This window comes from Asticcacaulis sp. AC466, from assembly GCF_000495815.1.
Classification (GTDB): Bacteria; Pseudomonadota; Alphaproteobacteria; order Caulobacterales; family Caulobacteraceae; genus Asticcacaulis.
In genome coordinates this window covers 245,386-266,291 of the sequence record NZ_AWGE01000006.1, presented here as the reverse complement: position 1 = coordinate 266,291, position 20,906 = coordinate 245,386, and the positions used below count along the sequence as shown (strand labels likewise).

Annotated in this window: 17 protein-coding genes; 6 read left to right on the top strand and 11 right to left on the bottom strand. The window is 59.9% G+C overall.

Annotation, left to right across the window (positions count from 1 at the left end; all coding sequences use genetic code 11):
- The first annotated feature begins 23 nt into the window (after nucleotides 1-23).
- Nucleotides 24-1,463 carry an APC family permease gene (locus AEAC466_RS30040; RefSeq protein WP_023457498.1) on the top strand — a complete coding sequence of 480 codons (1,440 nt, stop codon included), beginning with the start codon at nucleotides 24-26 and terminating at the stop codon, nucleotides 1,461-1,463.
- Complete coding sequence (locus AEAC466_RS30035; RefSeq protein ID WP_023457497.1) at nucleotides 1,463-2,497, top strand: aromatic ring-hydroxylating oxygenase subunit alpha; 1,035 nt, start codon at nucleotides 1,463-1,465, stop codon at nucleotides 2,495-2,497. Before AEAC466_RS30040 ends, AEAC466_RS30035 begins: the two co-directional genes overlap by 1 nt.
- 2 nt (nucleotides 2,498-2,499) lie before the next feature.
- Here AEAC466_RS30035 and AEAC466_RS30030 read toward each other — a convergent pair whose 3' ends face one another.
- The 3 genes from AEAC466_RS30030 to AEAC466_RS30020 are packed head-to-tail and all read right to left on the bottom strand — an operon-like array spanning nucleotide 2,500 to nucleotide 6,934.
- Nucleotides 2,500-4,941, bottom strand: a complete 2,442-nt coding sequence (locus tag AEAC466_RS30030) for an ABC transporter permease (protein ID WP_023457496.1) — start codon at nucleotides 4,939-4,941, stop codon at nucleotides 2,500-2,502.
- Nucleotides 4,941-5,645, bottom strand: coding sequence for an ABC transporter ATP-binding protein (locus AEAC466_RS30025; RefSeq protein WP_023457495.1), 705 nt, complete (start codon nucleotides 5,643-5,645; stop codon nucleotides 4,941-4,943). Before AEAC466_RS30025 ends, AEAC466_RS30030 begins: the two co-directional genes overlap by 1 nt.
- Complete coding sequence (locus tag AEAC466_RS30020; RefSeq protein ID WP_023457494.1) at nucleotides 5,642-6,934, bottom strand: efflux RND transporter periplasmic adaptor subunit; 1,293 nt, start codon at nucleotides 6,932-6,934, stop codon at nucleotides 5,642-5,644. The genes AEAC466_RS30025 and AEAC466_RS30020 overlap by 4 nt, the downstream gene beginning before the upstream one ends.
- Before the next feature lie 156 nt (nucleotides 6,935-7,090).
- On the opposite strand from AEAC466_RS30020, the gene AEAC466_RS30015 reads away from it, so the two are divergent.
- Both AEAC466_RS30015 and AEAC466_RS30010 read left to right on the top strand, forming a co-directional pair.
- The gene (locus AEAC466_RS30015) at nucleotides 7,091-7,627 is read left to right on the top strand and encodes a response regulator (RefSeq protein ID WP_031238454.1); all 537 of its coding nucleotides are present in this window, start codon (nucleotides 7,091-7,093) and stop codon (nucleotides 7,625-7,627) included.
- On the top strand, nucleotides 7,617-8,885 hold the full coding sequence (locus AEAC466_RS30010; protein WP_031238453.1) for a sensor histidine kinase: 1,269 nt from the start codon (nucleotides 7,617-7,619) through the stop codon (nucleotides 8,883-8,885). The genes AEAC466_RS30015 and AEAC466_RS30010 overlap by 11 nt, the downstream gene beginning before the upstream one ends.
- A gap of 7 nt (nucleotides 8,886-8,892) precedes the next feature.
- Here AEAC466_RS30010 and AEAC466_RS30005 read toward each other — a convergent pair whose 3' ends face one another.
- From AEAC466_RS30005 to dinB, 8 genes are all read right to left on the bottom strand, one after another.
- Nucleotides 8,893-9,306 carry a response regulator gene (locus tag AEAC466_RS30005; protein ID WP_023457491.1) on the bottom strand — a complete coding sequence of 138 codons (414 nt, stop codon included), beginning with the start codon at nucleotides 9,304-9,306 and terminating at the stop codon, nucleotides 8,893-8,895.
- A complete protein-coding gene (locus tag AEAC466_RS30000) occupies nucleotides 9,299-10,924 on the bottom strand; it encodes a response regulator (RefSeq protein ID WP_023457490.1) in 1,626 nt (541 codons plus the stop codon). Before AEAC466_RS30000 ends, AEAC466_RS30005 begins: the two co-directional genes overlap by 8 nt.
- The gene (locus AEAC466_RS29995; protein WP_235074199.1) at nucleotides 10,921-11,559 is read right to left on the bottom strand and encodes a chemotaxis protein CheB; all 639 of its coding nucleotides are present in this window, start codon (nucleotides 11,557-11,559) and stop codon (nucleotides 10,921-10,923) included. Before AEAC466_RS29995 ends, AEAC466_RS30000 begins: the two co-directional genes overlap by 4 nt.
- Before the next feature lie 2 nt (nucleotides 11,560-11,561).
- The gene (locus tag AEAC466_RS29990; RefSeq protein WP_031238451.1) at nucleotides 11,562-12,386 is read right to left on the bottom strand and encodes a CheR family methyltransferase; all 825 of its coding nucleotides are present in this window, start codon (nucleotides 12,384-12,386) and stop codon (nucleotides 11,562-11,564) included.
- Nucleotides 12,386-15,859: a response regulator gene (locus tag AEAC466_RS29985; protein WP_031238450.1), complete on the bottom strand. Its 3,474-nt coding sequence runs from the start codon at nucleotides 15,857-15,859 to the stop codon at nucleotides 12,386-12,388. The genes AEAC466_RS29990 and AEAC466_RS29985 overlap by 1 nt, the downstream gene beginning before the upstream one ends.
- Before the next feature lie 237 nt (nucleotides 15,860-16,096).
- Complete coding sequence (gene moaA / locus AEAC466_RS29980; RefSeq protein ID WP_023457486.1) at nucleotides 16,097-17,119, bottom strand: GTP 3',8-cyclase MoaA; 1,023 nt, start codon at nucleotides 17,117-17,119, stop codon at nucleotides 16,097-16,099.
- Nucleotides 17,120-17,181: 62 nt separating this feature from the next.
- Complete coding sequence (locus AEAC466_RS29975; RefSeq protein WP_023457485.1) at nucleotides 17,182-17,811, bottom strand: thymidine kinase; 630 nt, start codon at nucleotides 17,809-17,811, stop codon at nucleotides 17,182-17,184.
- 70 nt (nucleotides 17,812-17,881) lie between these two features.
- Nucleotides 17,882-18,985 (bottom strand): DNA polymerase IV, encoded by a 1,104-nt coding sequence (dinB, locus tag AEAC466_RS29970; protein WP_031238449.1) that lies wholly within the window; start codon nucleotides 18,983-18,985, stop codon nucleotides 17,882-17,884.
- 111 nt (nucleotides 18,986-19,096) lie between these two features.
- Between dinB and AEAC466_RS29965 the strand changes: the two genes are divergently transcribed.
- A complete protein-coding gene (locus AEAC466_RS29965) occupies nucleotides 19,097-19,879 on the top strand; it encodes a DUF72 domain-containing protein (RefSeq protein WP_023457483.1) in 783 nt (260 codons plus the stop codon).
- Between the two features lie 2 nt (nucleotides 19,880-19,881).
- The gene (locus AEAC466_RS29960; protein ID WP_023457482.1) at nucleotides 19,882-20,886 is read left to right on the top strand and encodes a Gfo/Idh/MocA family protein; all 1,005 of its coding nucleotides are present in this window, start codon (nucleotides 19,882-19,884) and stop codon (nucleotides 20,884-20,886) included.
- Nucleotides 20,887-20,906: the final 20 nt, after the last annotated feature.

Below are 20,906 nucleotides of genomic sequence, written 5' to 3'. Positions count from 1 at the left end.
CTGTCTTGCACAGGGGTGGCGTCATGACCGCAGGCGACAAGACGGGTTCCACAACAGGCTCAAAGACTAGCCCCAGAACCGGTCTGTGGGGCATCGCCCTGTATGGCACTGCCATGAATTTCAGCATCCGATGGCTGGCCACAGGTGCGGCCACGGGACCCGTGGCCATCACTTTATGGATTGTCGCCGCGCTTCTGTTCCTTGTGCCGCTGGTCTGCGCCACGCTGGAGCTGTCGGCGCGCTTTCCGGAGGAAGGCGCGGTCTATGCCTGGGTGCGCGAAACCCAGGGGCCCTTCGCCGGCTTCATGACCGGCTGGCTCTACTGGGCCTGCAACCTGCCCTATTTCGCCAGCCTGCTGTTCTTCATCGTCAACCTGCTGGGCAAGGCCTTTCTCGGCATTCCGGCAACGGCGGGACTGGGCGCCGTGCTCAGTCAGCCCATGGGCGCCTTCTGGGCCGCCACGGCGATCTTACTGGTCGTTGCGGCCCTGCACGCACGCGGCTTCGGCGTCGGCAAGTGGCTGCCGATTGCCAGCGCCGCCGTGTCGGTCGCCATTCTGTTCTTTCTGATCTGGGCCGGCTTTTATCTGAGCGACGTGACCGGATCGGCGACCGATTTCGCCCGCGCCAACTACACGCCGCCATTTGATGCCAATGGCGCCATCCTGTGGGCCAGCATCGTGTTCGCCTTTGGCGGGGTCGAAGGCGTCGCCCTGATGCGTAACGACGTCAAGGGCGGCGTACGGACCATCGTCCCGGCCCTGATCCTGCTTGGCCTGTTCCAGACCATTGGCTATGCGGGCGGCACCGCCGCCATGCTGGCCATCGTTCCGCAAGAGGTGGCGTCGCGTCTGGGCGGCCTGCCCGATGCGCTTGCCGCCGCCCTGACCAAGCTGCACGTCTCAGCTTGGCTGCCTTACCTTCTGGCGGCAGCCGCCCTGACCTTTCTGGGCGGGATGAGCGCCTGGTTCGGCGCGGCGGCACGGCTCCCCTTCGCCATCGGCGTCGACCACATGTTGCCCAAGGTGCTGGGCCGCACCGATCCCAAGACCGGCGCCCCGGTTGTCGCTATCGCCATTCAGGCTGTCCTGGTCATCCTCATCATGGGCCTGAGCGCCTTTGGCGCCACCCTGGCCGGGGCTTACGATTTTGTCGTCAGCATGGGCGTGCTGACGTTCGTCATTCCTTATCTGTGGATGTTCGCTGCCTATTGGATCGCCCAGAAGCGACCTGACACGGGGCTGGACTGGCGCACGCCCGGTGGCGTCACGGGGGCGAAGATACTGGCAGCGCTCGGCTTCATCGTCGCCTTCACCGCCATACTCGGCAGCCTGGTCCCCAGTTCCGCGACGACAGACGCCATGGGCGACTTTCTCAAACTGGCCGGCGCATCGACCGTATTGATCGCCATAGGCGCGGGCATCTACGGCACCCACTGGTTTCGCAGCAGGAGGACACAGTGATGGACAGCACGGACACGACCGCCAAGCCCGTATCGCCGGTCACCGCACCGGCCAGATGGTACACCGATCCGTCGCTTTGGCCGGTCGAACGCCGCGACATCTTCGCCCGCAACTGGCAATTCCTGACGCACGACAGCGCCGTGCCCCATCCGCGCGACTGGCGGGCCGACATATTGGCCGGCTATCCGGTGGTTATTGTGCGGGGAGATGACGGGCAGTTGCGCGCCTTTCACAATGTCTGCCGTCACCGCGCCGGACCGCTGACCCGCGAAGCGTCGGGGACTTGCGACGGCTATCTGACGTGTCAATATCACGGTTGGCGCTACACGCTTGACGGCCGCCTGCGCGCCGCCCGCGATTTCGGCGCGACCGCCGATTTCGACCCGCGCGAATACGGCCTGTATCCGATCCGGCTTCAGACCTGGCGCGGCCTGGTCTTTGCCGGCATCGGCGATGACCTGCCCGATTTGAGCGCGCAAATGGCCCCGCTGGATGCCCGGCTGACAAACGCCGACTGGTCGAATCTGAAGGTTGGACTGCGCCGCGCGCACGTGCTCGACTGCAACTGGAAAACCTATGTCGAAAACTATCTCGAAGGCTATCATGTGCCGTCCATGCACCCGTCGCTCGATGCCGAAATCGTTTCCGAACAATACAGGGTCACGGTCGATGGCCGTGTGGTGCTGCACGACGCGCCGCCCAAATCACCGGATGCCGTCTATGACGGGCTATGGGGCTGGGTTTGGCCCAATATCGGCATCAACGTCTATAATCGCGGCCTGATGATCGAGCGCATGTCACCGGTCGGTCCGCATCAGACGCAGCTCGATTATCTATACCTGACGCCCGACGGCGAAGCGGTGCCGGAGGCGACCATCGCCATGTCGGATCAGGTGACGGCCGAAGACAAGTGGATCGTCGAGACGGTGCAGGAGAACCTGAATGCCGGCGTCTACGACACCGGCCGTCTCTCGCCGAAGCATGAGACGGCCGTGACGGCGTTTCAGCGCTGGGTCGGCGCGGTTATCGCCTGACCCTATTCGTGCCTCAACGCCTTTCCGGGTTCCGTGCTGGCGGCACCGAAGGCCACGCCGGCCACCGTCACCAGGGCAATGGCCAGGGCCACACCTGAGGCCACCGGGAAGACCCACAACGGCATGGCAATCGCATCATCGAATTGCGACAACCAACGCTCAAGGGCAAGCCAGCCCAGCGGCCAGGCGATGAGGCTGGCGATAGCGACCGGATACAGGAACTGCCTCAGCAGCAGTCCAACCACCCGCCCGGCGGATGCGCCCAACACCTTGCGCACGCCGATCTCACGGACGCGCCGCCCTGTGTTGAATGCAGCCATGCCATACAGGCCGATACATCCGATAAGAGCGGCAATTCCGGCGCCGATGGTGAACAGGTGCGTCCGGTCGCGCTCAGGCTTATAGTATTTGTCGAGATTGTCGGCCGCGCTCGTCACGTCGAAGGGGACGCCCGGGGCTATTTGCCGCCACAGATGCTGCAGCTTTGCGCGCATGGCCGGTGCAGACAATCCTTGATAACGGACCATCCCAACGACGGCCTCGGACGCATGCGCATCGAACAAATAGAGCTTGGCCGGTATGGGTTCATTGGGATTGTAGAAGCGCATGTCTTCGACGACGCCGATGATACGTACGGTGTGGTCGTTAAAGCGTGCCGTTTGATTAAGCGCCGCCTGCGGTGACGGGAAGCCCATGTCCTTGACGGTGCGACGGCTTATGACGACACTGTAAACGCGGTCTTTGTCGGTCGTTTTGTCACCCCACATCTGGTCCTCGCCGCGTTGCACGTCGAAAACACGTCCGACCAACATTTTCGCCCCGAGAAGCTCGAAATAATCAGGCCCGACAATAGAGTAGTTCACGGTCGGCGACTCGGTGGCGCTGTCAACCTGGCCGGGCCGGACAATATTCGAATTGTTGACCGAGCTCGTGTCGCCGGGGATGGCATTGGCGATCGTGACATAACTGACGCCCGGCAGGGCACTTGCTCCTGCGACGAAGGCATCCCGTTGTGACTGAGTTACGGCATTGTCGCGGATCGAATTAACAATCATCAGATTGCTGCGCTGAAAGCCAATATCGGCATTCTGGATATGGCGAATTTGCAGCATGAAGCCCATGATCAGGACAAAGGCTACGGCCACGGCTGTGAACTGCACCATGGCCAGCCCCGTGCGCAGAATACCTGCGGTGCGGCCGCCGCCGGGTGTGCGGCTGGAGGCCAGAACCTGGGCGGGCTTGAATGCGGACAAGGCGAACGCCGGATAAAGCGCGGCAATGAGCCCCGACACCATCACGATCGCCAAGATAGATAAGAGCCAGATGGCGTCAGCATGGTAGTCGAGCTTGAGCGACAGGCCACCGGCACTATTGAGCAAGGGCAGGCTCAGCTCAACGAAAGACAAGGCAACCACGAATGCGAGAAGCAGGGTCAGCACGGCTTCGAAAATAAATTGCAGGCGCAGAACAACGGGCGCTGCCCCCAGCGTCTTGCGCACAGCCACCTCCCGCGCACGCAGGCCTGCGCGTGCCGTGGCCAGGTTGACATAGTTGATCAAGGCGAGCGCCAGGGCAACGATACCGACAACACCCAATGAAATGACGGCGGCTTTCAGCTTAGGCGAAACCAGATGCGCATCGGCCAAAGGAATGAGTTTTAGCTCCAGCAGTTTGTGCGGCACGACATCGGGGCCAAAGGACTGCCCGACCTGGCGATCGGTGAAGGCGGGAAATTGCACCGCAAGTGCATTGGCCTCAGTTCGGCTTTTGAATTTTATATAGGTTGCTAACTGCACCGATCCCCAGTGATGCCAGTTGGAATGAAGCGCTGTGCGTTGCGGTGTAATCAGGCGCAATATATCGAGTTTCATCTCCGTATTTTTTGGCAGGTCGGCAATGATGGCGCTGACGGTATAGGCCTTTAAGCCCTCCGGGTCGTTTAGGGTCATGGTGCGTCCAACGGCATTTGTCACGCCGAAGTATTTACGTGCCAGACTGGCGCTCAACACCACATGAGACGGATCGCTCAACGCATTAGCCGGGTCACCGTAAAGGACGGGCACGGCAAAAAAGGTAAGAAAATTGGCGTCCACCAGGCTGATTTGTTCGTTGAAGACATCGGCCCCTTTGTGGACGATGACGCTGTCGGGCCAGTAACGCGTACCGTCGGTTTGCGGATAGGCCGTCTTGATCTCCTCCAACAGGCCGCCCATTGAGCCGATGCCTGTATCGTCCGTCATACCGGGAAAATGGAAACTTATGCCTATCGTGTAGATTTGCGGCAATTTGGGGCTCCAGCTTTCGTAGCTGGTTTCAAACCGATAGAAGAGACTGAGCGCGATAAAGACGGCGATGCCGAGGCTGAGGCCTAAGAGGTTGAGCAGGGCATAGAGCGGATGGCGGACAAACGACCGGTAAAAGGCGGTAAAGGTGCTTTTCAACATCACAGCACCTGCGCCACGGAGGCGACGAGTTGTCCGTCGAGAATATCGACCTGGCGCGAGGCCTGGTCGGCATGGGATTGCGAGTGGGTGACCATGATGATCGTCGCGCCGCCCTGGTTGAGCGTCTGCAATATCTGCATCACCTGCGCGCCGTTTTCGGTATCGAGATTGCCGGTGGGTTCGTCGGCGAGAATCAGGTCGGGCGAGCCCACGATGGCACGGGCTATGGCGGCGCGTTGCTGTTGGCCACCGGACAATTGATGCGGGAAGTGGCGGGCACGGTGGGCGATGCCGACCTTGTCCATGGCGGCTTCGATGACAGCCCGTCGCCCCCCCTTCACGCCGCCGCGGTAGAGGAGGCCCAGTTCGATATTTTCATAGATGGTCAGATCGTCAACCAGGTTGAAGCTTTGGAAAATGAAGCCCAGATGCCGGGCGCGGTGCCGGGCCAGTTTGACTTCGTTCATCCGCGCCAGGTCCTGCTGTGCGCCCGTGGAATCGGTAAACAGGTAGGCGCCCGATGTCGGCCGGTCGATTGTACCCAGGATATTGAGCAGAGTAGACTTGCCGCAGCCGGAAGGGCCCATGATGGCGACGAATTCGCCGCGCTTGATATGCAGCGAGATATTGTGCAGGGCCGTCGTTTCGACTTCGTCCGAGCGGTACAGACGCGTGATATTCTGAAGTTCGATAAGGCTGGTCATTCTGTGTCGCTCTTTCGGATACGGAGATGTTGCGCTTTGAGATAGGCCTGGGTGCCGCCGGTGACGACGTGCTCACCGATCTTCAGGCCAGAGATGATTTCGGCATATTCTGGATTTCTTCGGCCGACGATTATGGGACGCCGCGTCGCCGCGTCGCCGTGAGCGTTAAGCACGAAGATGGACGTGCCGTTGCTATCGGTGAGCCAGCCGCCGGTCGGTACCAGAAGAGCGTCTTGCGTGGCCCCCAGCGACAGGCGGATATCTACGGTTTCGCCCCGTTTCAGGTCGGTCGGCATGACGTCGAATTCCAGTTCGACGGTGATGCGTCCGTTATTGACCTGCGGAAAGATTTTAGAGACGTGCACAGCCACATCCTTGCCATGCACATTGGCTATGGCCTTAAGGCCGACCGACAGACGGGCCAGATAATATTCATCGACCTCGGCCTTTAGCTTGTAGGTGCCCTCGGAATCGACCTCGGCCACCGGGTCGCCCTGCTTGACGGCCTGTCCGGGCTTGAGCGTAAAGCCGGTCAGGCGCCCCTGCGCCGGAGCGGTCAGACTCAGGGCTTTCAGGCCGGCGCGCACTTCGTCGCGACTGCGGCGCAGGTCATTGGCCGATGCCAGGATCTGCTGGCGCTGAGAGGTATAGAATTGCGTCTGCTGCGCCTGCTGGGCCTTGAGCGCGGCCAAACGTTGCTTTTGATAGGCGACCTCATCGACATAGGTCTGAACCGCCGCATCGTTGTATACGCCGTGCTCACGCAACAGGCTGCGCTTCGTCAGTTCTTCCTGGGCCTTATGCAGGGCGTAGGCGACATCGGCGATGCTTTGTTCGCTGGCGTTCTGCGCATTTTGCAAGGTCATGAGCTGACTGTTGGTGTCGCTCAGGCGGGCGGAAATATCGGCCTCGCGCGAAGACACAGCCAGGGTCAGATCGGGATTGCCCAGCACGGCCAGGGCCTGGCCCGGCATGACCATATCGCCATCGGTCGCACTAACGGCGATGACGCGGCCGTTGGTTTCGGCCGTGATGTAGGTGATTTCGAGCGGCTCGACCGCCGCACGCAGGGCGACATAGTCCTGGAATGCGGCACGGCTGACGACGCCGGTATCGAGCGAAGCGGCACTGACCGTAACCGTATTGGGCGGCGGCAGAAAGACAAAGACGCCCAGGGCCACCAGGCCCGCTGCCGCAACGGCACCGGCGATCTGAACGGGACGGCGACGCCACCAGGGTTTGGCCAGGCGGCGGTCATTTGAAGCGGAATTGAGAGGTTTATCGGGCATGTTATAAGGCTAACACAGGATAGGCAATAGACATAAACACCTAATTCTATTTGACTTTTATCCCTTTCAAGGCATTATCCGCACCTACCGTTCCAATGAAAGTGTCCGTTTTCGAACATGTCTGAAACCGCTCAAGATGTTGTACAAAAAGGGCCTTTGACCGCTCTGTTCCTCGATGACGATGCCGATATTCTCGACGCCGCCGAGCTGGTTTTGACGCGCCATGGCATGCGTCTGCTCAAGGCGCAAAGCCCGGAGGCCGCGCGTGAAAAACTGGCGGCCAATGCCGTCGATGTGCTGTTGCTCGATCTCAATTACCGGCGCGGCGACACGTCGGGCGACGCCGGCCTCAGCTTTCTGGATGAGCAGATGAAACGCGATGCCGGCCTGCCCGTAGTGGTAGTTACCGGACATTCGGGCATGAATATCGCCATTCAAGCCATGCGCATGGGCGCCCAGGACTTCGTCGTGAAGCCATGGAACAATGACCGTTTCATCGCCTCCATCAAGGCGGCCATGGAAGCGCCACGCATCCTGCCCCAGGCGCCCCAGGACCTCAACCTGGAGCGGTCGGAAAAAGAGCTGGTCAAGGCGGCGCTCAACCGGCACCAGTTCAATATTTCGGCGGCGGCCAAAGACCTGGGCGTGACGCGCGCCGCATTGTACCGGCGGATGGAAAAACATGGTCTTTAGACGCATCATGCTGCCGCTGGCGGCGCAAATGGGTGTCTTCATCCTGGGTGCCTTCGGATGGCTGGCGCTCACGCAGGGCCTGTACGCCAGCGCCCTGGTATGCGGGCTGGGCGCTGTGACTTTGGCCTCTCTGGGCCTGACCCAGTCTGCCTTCGTGCTGGGACGCGATCTGCTGAAGCGTAACCAGCCGGGCACCAATTTCACAGCGGAACTCAGCCGTCGCCGTCTCCAGGTCCTGCTCGATCAGACGCCCTCCCCGATCCTGCTTCAACCCGATAACGGCCAGCTGATTGCCGTCAATCGCGCCGCTCGCAACCTGTTCGATGTGTCATACGGCCTGCCCGTCGCCGCGCGTAAGGCTTTGCTGGGAGATGTCGCCGATCCGGCCGGTCAGCGGCTGATGGGGCTGGCGACGATAGGCTCCCAAATCAAGTGGAAGGGCCAAACCTTTGCTGTACACCTGGCCGAGATGGAGGAAGAGGCTCGCCTGTCGCATCTGGCGGTGCTGACCGATATTTCCGCCGATGTGCGCGCCGCGGAGGCCAGCGCTTTGCGTGACCTTTTGAAGGTGCTCAACCACGAACTGATGAACGCCCTGACGCCTGTGGCGTCGATGAGCCGAAGCGCGCTCGATCTGCTGGGTGATGAGACGGCCGAATCGCACGCGGCGGCACGTAAAGCACTGGAACGCGTGGTCGCGCGCACCGAGGGCCTGACCGATTTCATCAATGCCTACCGCGCCCTGACCCGTCTGCCGCCGCCCGTAATTCGGCCTTGCACGCTCGGCCTGTGGCTTGACGTACTGATGGAAAGCTTCGAGGCGCAATGGGGAGAAAAGGGCGTGCGGTTTAACGCGGAACACGTCGACGGCCTGGCCGAAAGCGACATATCGCTGCTGATGGATGAGGACCAGATGTGGCTCGGCGTATCGAACCTGCTCAATAACGGCGCGCAGGCGGCGCTGGAAAAGCCTGACCCACGCGTGCGCCTACGCCTGAAACGCGACGCAGACGGCATGATCTTCGAAGTCGAGGATTCAGGCAAAGGCATTGGAGCCGACAGCGCCGAACAAATTTTCTTGCCCTTCTATTCGACCAAGGCTACGGGGACGGGTGTTGGCCTGAGCCTGGCCAAGCAGATCGTGCAGGGCCATGGCAGCACGCTGGAGCTCGTGACGCCTCAGGAAACGCGTCCTCTTCCGCCAGATTATAGGCCGCTGGGCGGCGCCTGCTTCCGGTTTCGGGTCAAGGCCGCCTGACTCAGGACTATCCGACGGAGCCGGTCTTCTGTTTGGCGATGTCACCCAAAAGCGCCTCCAGCGCCTCCAGATAAAGCGGCTTCACCATGTGGTGGTCAAACCCGGCTTCCGCCGTCATCTTGCGATGTTCGCTTTCCCCCCAACCGGTTTGCGCAATGAATACGACATCCTTCAAATCCGGGCGTGATTTCAGCTCCCGGCATAGCTCGTAGCCGTTCATGCCCGGCAGCCCGATGTCGATCATGAATACGTCCGGCTTATACTCCGCATATGTGTCAATCGCCTGTTTGGCGTTGGCGGCCAGCTTGTAATCATAGCCGATCATTTCGACCAGCCAGCCGGTGGTCTGTGCCAGAGCTTCATTGTCTTCGACAATCATAATGCGCATGGTCTCAGTCCCGCCATTTCCGTCGTCAGCCATGGGTTTGTCCTTCGGTAGCGGTCTGATTGATATCTGCCAACAACTGGGTAAGCAGGTCAAGGCTGACCGGTTTGGTGATATGATGGTCGAAACCCGCCGCAAACGCCTTCTGGCGATCGCTTTCCTGGCCCCATCCCGTCTGGGCTATCAACACTAATTGTTCCATCCCTGGCATTTTGCGCAACTGGCGGCAGACCTCGTAGCCGTCCATTCCCGGCATACCGATATCCAGCAACACAACATCGGGCTTCATCTCGCGAGCCATCTCCAGAGCCCTGGCGCCATCGTTCGCCACCTCGGCCTTGTGTCCGATTAAATCAAGCATCCACAGGCTGGTCTGGGCGGAATCGACATTGTCATCCACGATCAGTACCTTCATCGGAGTTGCGGGGCGGCCATTCTTCTGCAAGGGCTTGCCTTGGACTTCTCCACTGGCCCCGACCAGAGGCAGGCTGACCGTAAAGGTAGACCCCTTGCCCGGTCCTTCGCTCTCGGCCTTGCTGGTGCCGCCGTGCATATCGACAAGCTTGCTCACCAGGGCCAAGCCGATGCCCAGCCCCCCTTGCGAGCGGTCGAGATGGCTGTCGGCCTGGGCGAACAGGTCGAAAACGCGCGGCAGCATGTCGGCTTCAATGCCCAGGCCATTATCGGAAACGATGATGTCGGCATGGCTCGCATGTGGCGTCACAGTCAGGCCGATGCGGCCGCCATGCGCCGTATATTTGGCGGCATTGTTGAGCAGGTTCGACACCACCTGGGCCAGGCGCGTCAGGTCGCCTTCGACCCATAAGGGCTCCGTCGGGATATCGAGCGTCAGTTTGTGACCATTGGCGTCGATGAGTGGCTTAGACGTTTCCACGGCGGCTTTGACGGCATCCTGGAGGCTGATGCGTTCCTTGCGCAGGTCGATGCGGCCCCGCGAGACGCGTGAGACATCGAGCAGGTCGTCGATCAGGCGCACGAGGTGGGTCAGTTGCCGGTCCATCATGCTGCGAACGTCTTCGGCGCGCGGTCCGTCCGGCGACATTTTCAATATCTGCAAACCATTGCGGATCGGCGCCAGGGGATTGCGCAGTTCGTGCGCCAATGTGGCCAGAAATTCGTCCTTGCGAACATCGGCCTCCTTGAGCGCCTGGGCATTGTCACGGCTGTCCTTAAGCAGGCGCAGATTTTCCTCGGCAAAGGCCTTCAAATTGTCACGCTGCACGGCAATCTGGCGACGTTGCAGGTACAGCTCCGAAAAGACAGCGACCTTGGAACGCAGAATATCGGCTTCCAGCGGCTTTTCCAAAAAGTCGACGGCGCCGGCTTCATAGCCACGAAATTTCCGCGACCGGTCCGTCACGCCGGCCGTCAGGAAAATGATGGGAATGCGCCGCGTCCGTTCCGACCCGCGCATCATCTCCGCCAATTCGAAGCCGTCCATTTCCGGCATCTGCACATCGAGCAGTGCCAGCGCAACTTCGCGCTTGAGCAGGATTTCCAGAGCCTCCATCCCGGACTTGGCCTTGATGAACTCGAGCCCATCCCGGCGAAGCACGGCTTCAAGCGCAATCAGGTTTTCGGACAAATCGTCGACAATCAGAATCGGAACAGGTTTGATCAGGGCCGGATTCATGTCGTCACCGCTTTCTGCAGCGTGTCTGCGATCTGTTCCAGAGTCATCGCTTCCGCGCTCGGACTGAGCGCCAGCGCCGCCTCAGGCATGGCGCTGGCGTAGGCCTCGTCGGGTCTTTGCACCAACCCGCGACCACCCGCTTCCAATATGGCCTTCAAACCCAGTGCGCCATCCGGATTGGCACCCGTCAGGACAACACCGATGAGGCCCTCGCCGTAGACGTCGGCCGCGCTTTCGAACAAAACGTCGACCGAGGGACGCGAAAACAGCACAGGCTCTTCCGATGACAGGGACAGGCGGCGGTCGGGCTCGATAAGCAGATGATAGTCGGGCGGCGCGAAGTAGGCATGGCCAGGCAAGATGTCTTCCTTGTCTTCGGCTTCCCGCACGGTAAGCGCGCATTTGGCATCGAACAGCTCAGCAACCACGCTGTCGCGGTCGGGAGGCAGATGAATGACGATCATGATCGGCAACGGATAATTTGCCGGTAATGCCGGCAGGATGGCGGACAGCGCCTTAAGCCCGCCGGCGGATACACCGATTGCCACCGCTTCGGGTGTCACGACGGCCTTTTTCTGCGCGCCGCCGGGATGCACGATCGGATTGTCTTTCATGGATTTTGTTGGCGCGGCCATGCTCATGTCACGTCCCGCTTCTGGTATATACGCTCATCATGCGCGAAGTCGCTGAACGCGTCGGCGCTCGCCGAAAACCGCAAGGTTTCCTTCGAACCGAGGCCCAAAAATCCTTTTCGTGCCAGCGATCCCTGGAACAAGGTTATGGCCCTGTCCTGCAGCTCTCTATCGAAATAGATCAGCACATTGCGACATGACACCATATGCGTCTCGGCGAAGACGGCATCTGTGGCTAGGCTGTGATCGGAAAAGACGACGTTCTTTCGCAAGCCCTTGTCGAACGACGCCGCGCCATAGGCGGCGGTATAGTAGTCTGACAATGACCCTTTGCCTCCCGACAGGCGATGGTTTTCCGTGAACAACTTTATACGATCCAGGCTATATACCCCCGCCTCTGCCTTCTTCAGCGCCTCATGATTGATATCGGTGGCGTAGAACATGGTGCGATCAAAAAGGCCTTCTTCACGGAACAATATAGCGAAGGAATAGAGTTCCTCGCCTGTGCTGCATCCGGCGATCCACACCTTGAGCGACGGATAGGTTCTGAGGTGCGGCACGACCTTTTCACGAACAGCCTTGAAATAGAGCGGATCGCGGAACAGTTCCGATACCTGAACCGTCAGATAGGGTAGGATGGCAGCCATCATGGTGGGATCGTGCAGCACCAGATCCTGTAATCCGGATACGGTCTGGCACTGGAAATGATCGCGCGCCTGCAAGAGGCGGCGCTTGACGGAAGCCATCGCATAACCGCGAAAATCGTAATGATACTTACGGAAGATCGCTTCCAGCAGCAGCCGGATTTCGATGTCCTCTGTCTTTGGCATCACCTCGGCATCCATACACGTACCAGAGAAATGAGTTTTTCAACGTCGAGAGGCTTGGCCATATAGTCGTTGGCGCCGGCGTCCAGACACCGTTCCTGGTCATCCTTCATGGCTTTCGCCGTCAGCATGATGACCGGCAGCTTGGCCCAGTCGGCCCGCTTGCGGATTTCACGTGTCGCCGTCAAACCATCCATTTCCGGCATCATGACGTCCATGAGGACCAGATCAATGGCGGTGTCGGCGTCCTTGCGGTCATTGGTCTTTTCCAGCATGTCGAGTGCTTCGCGGCCATTGCGCGCGATCGAGATGATGGCGCCCAGTGGCTCGAAGATGTTGGTGACGGCATAGACGTTACGCACGTCGTCCTCGACGATCAGAATGCGGCGGCCTTCCAGCATGGCGTCGCGGCTCTTGGCCTTCTTGAGCAGGGTCTGCTGTTCCGGTGACAGTTCGGAAACGACCTGGTGCAGGAACAGGGTCACTTCATCCAGAAGGCGTTCGGGCGACTTGGCGCCTTTGATGATGATCGATGACGAGTAGCGGCGCAGGCGTTGCTCGTCTTCATAGCTCAGATCGCGGCCGGTATAGACGATGACTGGCGGGAAGGCGTAGGCGTCTTCGTGCGACAGGGTTTCGAGCAGAGAATAGCCCGTAGCGTCGGGCAGGCTCAGGTCAAGCACCATGCAGTCGAAAGTGTGTTCCTTCAACTGTTCCAGACATTCCGCAGCCGTGCCGACGGCGACGGTTTCGGTGTCGTTCGACTTCAACAAACGCGATACACTGTCGCGCTGCACCTCGTCGTCCTCGACGATCAGTACACGGCGCATCTGCTGACTGAGGCGGCCTTCGAGCGATTTGAAGGCATCGACCAGTTCGTCACGCTTGACCGGCTTGAGCATGTAGCCGACCGCACCGAGCGACAGGGCGGTATGCTGGTAATCACTGCCCGACACGACGTGAACCGGAATGTGACGCGTGCGGTTGTCGCGTTTCAGGCGATCAAGAACCGACAGGCCCGAATGGTCGGGTAGGCCGATATCGAGCACCACGGCATGGGGCGTGTATTGCTGAACCATTTCCAGCGCCTCCTCTGCCGAGGTCGCCACCAGGCACTGGAACGATTGGTCGCGGGCCAAATCGTACAGGATGCCGGCGAAGGACACGTCGTCTTCAACCACCAGAATAATCCGACGCTTGGGATCGAGCCGGTCACGGTCATCCTGAACACGTCCGGGGCGCAGGACACCTTTGGTCGCCTTGCCCGCTGTTTTGGCCGCCGTCGCCGGCGGCGGGAGAAGCGCGATATCGTCTTCGGAGTCGGCGGGTGCGACAAAAGGCGTAATCATGCCGGAGGTGACATTGGCCGCATCGTAGACAAGCGGCAAGGTCAGGGCGAAGCTCGATCCCTTGCCGGGGGTGCTCTTGAGGCCGATGGCGCCGCCAAGCAGGCGGGCCAGTTCGCGTGAAATCGACAGGCCCAGGCCGGTACCGCCGTATTTGCGGCTGATCGTCCCATCGGCCTGACGGAAGGCTTCGAAAATGGCCGCCTGCTGATCTTCCGAAATACCTATGCCAGTGTCGTTCACCGCCATGACGATGCGGCCGTCGCCGCTCAGGCTAATGGCCAGTTCGACCGACCCTGTCTCCGTAAATTTGAAGGCGTTTGACAGCAGGTTCTTCAGCACCTGTTCGACGCGCTGGCGATCGGTATCGATGGTGTCGGGCAGATTCTTGGCCAGCCTGACCTTGAAGGTTACAGCCTTTTGTTCCGCTACAGGATCGAACAGGCGCTGCATGTCCTTGACGAGACGGGTCAGCGACAGCGCCTCTGGGCGGATGTCCATCTGCCCCGCTTCGATTTTCGACAGGTCGAGAATATCGTTGATCAGGGCCAGCAGATCATTGCCCGAAGACTGAATGGTGCGGGCGAATTTGACCTGTTCCTCGGTCAGGTTGCCGTCCGGATTGTCACCCAGGAGTTTGGCTAGAATAAGCGACGAATTGAGCGGGGTACGCAGTTCGTGCGACATGTTGGCCAGGAAGTCCGACTTATACCGGCTGGCCTGCTCCAGTTCGCGCGCCTTGAGCTCTATTTCGCCACGCGAGCGCGACAGGTCGCTTTTCTGACTTTCGAGAGCGGCGGCCTGTTCTTCCAGTTGCGAATTGGTCTGTTCCAGTTCCGCCTGCTGCTGCTCCAGACGGAATTGCGATTCCTTGAGCGCACGGCTCTGTTCTTCCAATTCCTCGTTATTGACGCGCAATTCCTCGCCCTGGCTTTGCAACTCTTCCGATTGACGCTGCGTTTCTTCCAGAAGGTTTTGCAGGTGAGCCCGGTAGTTCGCCGACTGAACAGCGACGCTGATCGTTTCGGAGACCCGTTCAAGCAGTTCCAGCGTACGGTCGTCGATAGGCTGGATGTAGCCCAGCTCAACGACGCCATCTACCATGCGCTCCGATTTCGCCGGCGCAATGATCAGATGACGCGGCTGCCATTTACCGAGAGCCGCGCCGATGGCCAGATGTGTTTCCGGCAGATCCCGCAATATGACCGGCTTAGCCGTAGAGACAGTCTGGCCCAGAAGGCCATCCTTTACCGAAAATGTCGCCGGAACATCGTTTTGTTCCGGCACGCCTGCCGTCGCCATCCGCATATACCGCCCGTCGGTCAAGGCGAAAAAAGCGCCGACATGAGCGCCGGTGTAATCTGACAGGAAGGTAAGAACGCTGCTGCCCAACTGATCGAGCCTTTGTTCACCCATCATGGCGGCCGAAAGCCCCACCTGCCCCACCTGTAGCCACTCTTCCCGGCGACGTGCCGCCGACGCGCGGCTGATCATCCACGTGATCATAGCCGAAAGCAGGATACCGATTATGGCGGCGATGGTCACGCTTGCCCGGGCGACGCTGTAGGCATCGTTCATTTCCGCGATACGCTGCTCGCGACGCTGGGTCGTCACGGCCTGCATACCCATGACCTGCGAGCGGATCTGGTCCATATAGATCTTGCCCGAACTCTCCTTCACCACGGCCACCGCCGCGTCTAGGCCAGAGGTACGCCTCAGTTCGACGGTGCGTGCCAACTCGGCCATTTTTCCATTGACCAGCTCCCGCATGCGATTCAATCGGACGACCTGCTCAGGGTCATCCTGTACCAAGGTACTTATCTTGGTGAATTCCTCGTCAATGTGCGTCGCTGCATTATTATACGGATCAAGGTAGGCCTCATCACCCGTAAGCACATAGCCACGCTGGCCGGTTTCGGCGTCCTTAACCGTCGAAAGCAGTTCGTTCAGGCTGATCAGAATAATGTGGGTCTGCGTCACCAGAACGGTGTCGCGGCGGATTGTCTGAATATTGACGTAGGAAATGATGCCGCTGACGATGAAAAACACGCCGACAAGGGACAGTCCGAGCGAGGTCGTCAGATCCGAGCGCTTCTGCTTGTCTGTCTGCTTGCCAAAAATTCGTAACATCAAATTTCCATGCCCCCTTGCGGCCAGGAACATAAGGTTCCGGCCGTTCGTCTGAAAAAAACCCTATGGAGCGGCACATAAGCATCCAATAAGGAGCCCGGCACCGCTTATAAAAATTCCATAAAGATTTAATGGTTTACGCGCCACTGATATAAACTTGGCGGTGATATGGGGTTGTGGCCCTTAAGCGCGCCGCCACTGCAAACATATATGCCGCAATCGATAGACAGCAACCGCTTAACCGCCCGTCAACGACATGGTGCGTGCGGGGGCGTATACGCGTGCAGGCCGCTCCAGCCCGGCGCCGGCAATAAAAAAGTCATGCGCCTGGGGCTTGGTGGCCAGGGCGCCATCTAACGCGGTATCGAGGGCTGCCGTTGTCGGGTCGTCGCGCAGGGCAGCGCGCAGATCGACGTGATCGTCCTGACCCAGGCACATATAGAGCTGACCCGTGCAGGTGACGCGGACACGATTGCAGGTATCGCAAAAATTATGGGACAGCGGCGTAATCAACCCAAGCCGCCCCCCGGTTTCAGCAATGCGGTAATATCGCGCGGGTCCGCCCGTCGTGTCATTGACACCGTCGATGTGCCAGAAGCTGCGCAGATCGGCGAGGACGTCCGTGACAGACACGAACTGATCTTCGCGGCCGGCGATTTCGTCGCCCAACGGCATGGTTTCGATCAGCGACACGTCCATGCCGCGGGCATGGGCGAATTGCACGATGGCAGGAATATCTCGGCGATTATCTTCGGCCAGGACGACGACATTAAGCTTGATATGGATGCCGGCGGCCTGGGCCGTTGCAATACCGTCCAGAACCTGGGACAGATCGCCGCCGCGCGTGATACGGCGGTAGGTCTCCGGGTCCAGGCTGTCGAGCGATACGTTGATGCGACCGATACCGGCCCCGACAAGCGCCGGCACAGCCCCCGCCAACAGAGTGCCGTTCGTCGTCAGAGTCAGCTCCCTGAGGCGGCCGTTATGGACCTGCTCGCCCAGTCGCAGCAGGAAATCGAGCACGCCTTTGCGGACCAAAGGCTCGCCGCCCGTTATACGCAACCGCTCAACGCCCCGGTCGATGAGGCACAGGCTTAGACGTTCCATCTCTTCGAAACTGAGCAATGACGTGCGCGGTAAAAAGGTCTGGCGCTCGCTCATGCAATAGGTACAGCGTAGGTCGCAGCGATCCGTCACCGACAGACGCACATAGTTTATGCGGCGTCCGAAACCGTCGATCAGGGGAGCGCGCAATGACATGGTTACAATCTAAGTCCAACCTGTGGAAATAACAAGGCGGGCCATCGTCGCGAAAACGCGGATCAGACCGGCCGCGGATTGGCCACTTCCAGCCAATCTTCCGGTCCATTGACCGGCCAGTGCCCGATGGCTTCTTCCCAGTGCTTGCGGCACAGGGAGATATAGTCCGACTTCTCCGCCGACACCTGATCGCCGTCGGAAACCACCAAACCGTCGGCGCCCTTGCGCACCACCATCGTCGCCTTGGACCCGCAAAAACAGATAGTTCGGATTTCGCGCAAAGTATCGGCGATGGACAAAAGCTCGGCCGATCCGGCGAACAGCTCGCCCCGGAAATCGGTGCGTAGTCCGTAGCACATGACCGGGATACCGAGACGGTCGGCGACCCGCGCCAATTGCCAGACATGTTTTCGCGTCAGGCATTGGGCTTCGTCAACGAAGACGCAATCGATCCGGTCGGCTTCCAGGTGATCGCGGATGCTCTGAAACAGATCGTCACCGTCGCTATAGAGTTCTGCCGGTTCGCAGATACCGAGACGCGAGCTGATGGCGCCTTGCGGCCCGTCGGCATAGGCCGCGCAGGTGTACATCAACACGGTCATGCCGCGTTCGCGATAGTTATGGGCTGCCTGCAAAAGCAAGGTCGATTTGCCCGCGTTCATGGTCGAATAGGAGAAATAAAGCTTGGCCATTCCCTGGTTTTAGCGAAGGCGCCGCGATTCCGCGAGTCGGATGTCAGGGTTACCAACACCCATGTTCGCGCTAAAGCGACAGGCTCAGTTGTTCAGCCTGCGGATGATCCTTCTCGCCCAGGGATGACATCGATACGCCGAGCAACCGGATCCCCTTGGCAACGGGGAAAACACCTTCCAGAAGCGCGCGGGTGAAGGCGGTCAGTTCGGCCCGGCTGGCCACGGGCGCGAGACCTGACCGGCTGCGCGTAATGCTGCGGAAGTCGCTGAACTTGACCTTGAGTGTGACGGTGCGCCCCTTGATCTGATTGGCCTCGACATAGCGCCAGACCTTTTCGATCAAAGGTTCCAGGAAGCTCCAGGCCGTGTCGAAATCGGTCGTGTCGGTAAAGAACGTGTTTTCGGCACCAATCGATTTGCGTTCCCGGTTGGGCTTGACCTGGCGATGGTCGATTCCGCGCGAAATGCCGTAATAATAGCGGCCTGAGATGCCGAAATGCTGTTCCAGGAAATCGAGTGTCTGGTTGCGTATGTCCTGGCCGGTGAACAGACCCAGCCGGTTCATCTTGGCGGCCGTCGCCGGACCGATGCCGTGAAATTTTTTGACCGGCAGGGCGGCCGCGAAGACAGGCCCCATGGCCGGCTTGATGACGAACAGGCCATTGGGCTTGTTCTGGTCGGAGGCCAGCTTGGCCAGGAACTTGTTATAGGACACGCCCGCCGATGCCGTCAGTTGCGTTGCCTCCCAGATGCGCGCGCGAATCTCCTCGGCGATTTCCGTGGCCGACGACATGCCTTTCAGATTTTCGGTGACGTCGATATAGGCTTCGTCGAGCGACAGGGGCTCGACCAGGGGCGTGTAGTCCTCGAAAATATCGCGGATCTGGCGCGACACCGACTTATAGACGTCGAAACGGTGCTTGACGAAAATGAGGTCGGGGCATTTGCGGCGCGCTGTTACCGATGGCATCGCGGAATAAACACCAAACTTGCGCGCCTCGTACGAGGCCGCGGCCACGACCCCGCGCTCGGAGCCGCCGCCCACGGCCACGGGCTTGCCACGCAGGTCGGGATTGTCACGCTGTTCAACCGACGCGAAAAAGGCATCCATATCGATATGGATGATCTTTCGTGTCGGCGCGGGCTGTTCGTCGTCCATAACCGTTTGACTCATGCCACATCAAGAACATAAAGTGAACGTGAAAATTTACTGCCACAAATGCGTTGCCATGCCATAGCATAGTTTGGCACGCGTTTAGGCGATACGTGTCAGCAGGAGGAACACATGACCATCTATGTCGGTATCGGCGGCTGGACCTATGAGGAGTGGCGCGGCCCCTTCTATCCGGAAGGCTTGGCGCAAAAGCGCGAGTTGGAATACGCCTCCTCGAAACTGACCTCGATCGAGATCAACGGCACCTATTACGGCGCGCAAAAGCCAGCGTCCTTCCAGAAATGGCGCGCCGAAACCCCGGACAATTTCGTTTTCGCGGTCAAGGGCACGCGTTACGCTACCAACCGTAAGAACCTGGCTGAATCGAAGGACAGCGTCGATCGTTTCCTGAGCAGTGGCATCAGCGAACTCAAGGAAAAGCTGGGCCCGATCAACTGGCAGTTCATGGCGACGAAAAAATTCGATCCGGCGGATTTCGAAACCTTCTTCAAGCTGCTGCCGCCTGAGGTCGATGGCGTTCGCCTGCGCCACGCGGTCGAGGTGCGCCACCCCAGCTTCGGCTGCAAGGAATTTATCGACCTGGCCCGGCATTATGGCGTGGCCATTATCACCGGGGCCGATTCTGAATTTCCGGTCATTGCCGATCTGACGGCGGATTTCGCCTATGTCCGCATCATGGGCACCACCGACCAGCACGACAAGGGCTATAGCGAGCAGGCGCTCGATGAATGGGCCTATCGCGCCCGTACCCTGTCCGAAGGCCAGGTGCCGAACGATCTGGACACCTTCGGCGCGAAACAGCCGCCCCGCCCGCACGACGTCTATCTGTACGTCATCAGCGGCTACAAGACGCGCAACCCCGCCGCCGCCATGGCGCTGATCGAAAGAGTGTAGGTATGAAAAAGACGGTATGGGGCGTGCTCAGCACAGCCAGGATCGGCGTCAACAAGGTCATTCCGGCCCTGATGCAAAGCGACGAGATCCGCGTGAAGGGGATTGCGTCACGCGACGCGACCGCCGCGCGCGCGACAGCGGACAAGCTGGGGCTGGATGCTGCTTACGGCTCTTACCAGGACCTGATCGCCGATCCCGAAATCGAGGTCATCTACAATCCCTTGCCCAATCACCTGCATGTGCCGCTGACACTCGAAGCGGCCCGGGCGGGCAAGCATGTGCTGTGCGAAAAACCGATGGCGCTCAACGCTGCGGAAATCGAACAACTGACCGAGGTGGCGCAGTCAGTACACATCATGGAAGCGTTTATGGTGCGCCACTCCCTGCAATGGCTGGAGGCCCGCCGCCTGATCCGCGAAGGCGGTATCGGCACGCCGCGCATCATCCAGTCGCAATTCAGCTACAACAACACCGACCCGGCCAATATCCGCAACAAGGTGGAATGGGGCGGCGGCGGCCTGATGGATATCGGCTGCTATCCCATTGTTGCCGGGCGCTTCTTTTTCGAGGCCGACCCGGTGCGCGTCATGGCGCTGATCAGCCGCGACAAGACATTCGGGACAGATATCCTGACCTCCGGCCTGCTCGATTTCGGCGAAGGACGGCAACTGACCTTCGCCGTCTCTACCGCGCTGGCGCCGGCGCAAAGCGTCACGGTCTATGGCGACAAGGCGCGTCTCAGCCTGTCTATCCCCTTCAACCAGCCGCCCGATGCGCCGCAGGTCATCACCATAGACGACGGCCAGACCTTTATCGGCGGCACTGCGGTCACCCATACCCTGCAACCCTCCAATCAATACCAACTGATGGGGGAGGCCTTCAGCCGCGCCGTCCGTGGCGAGGCGCCGTTGCCCTACGGCATTCAGGATGCCGCCCTCAATATGCGGATCATCGACGCTCTGTTCCGCTCGGAAACGTCCGGGCACTGGGAGGCCGTGACCGCCTAAAATCGAACCCCATCGTTTTT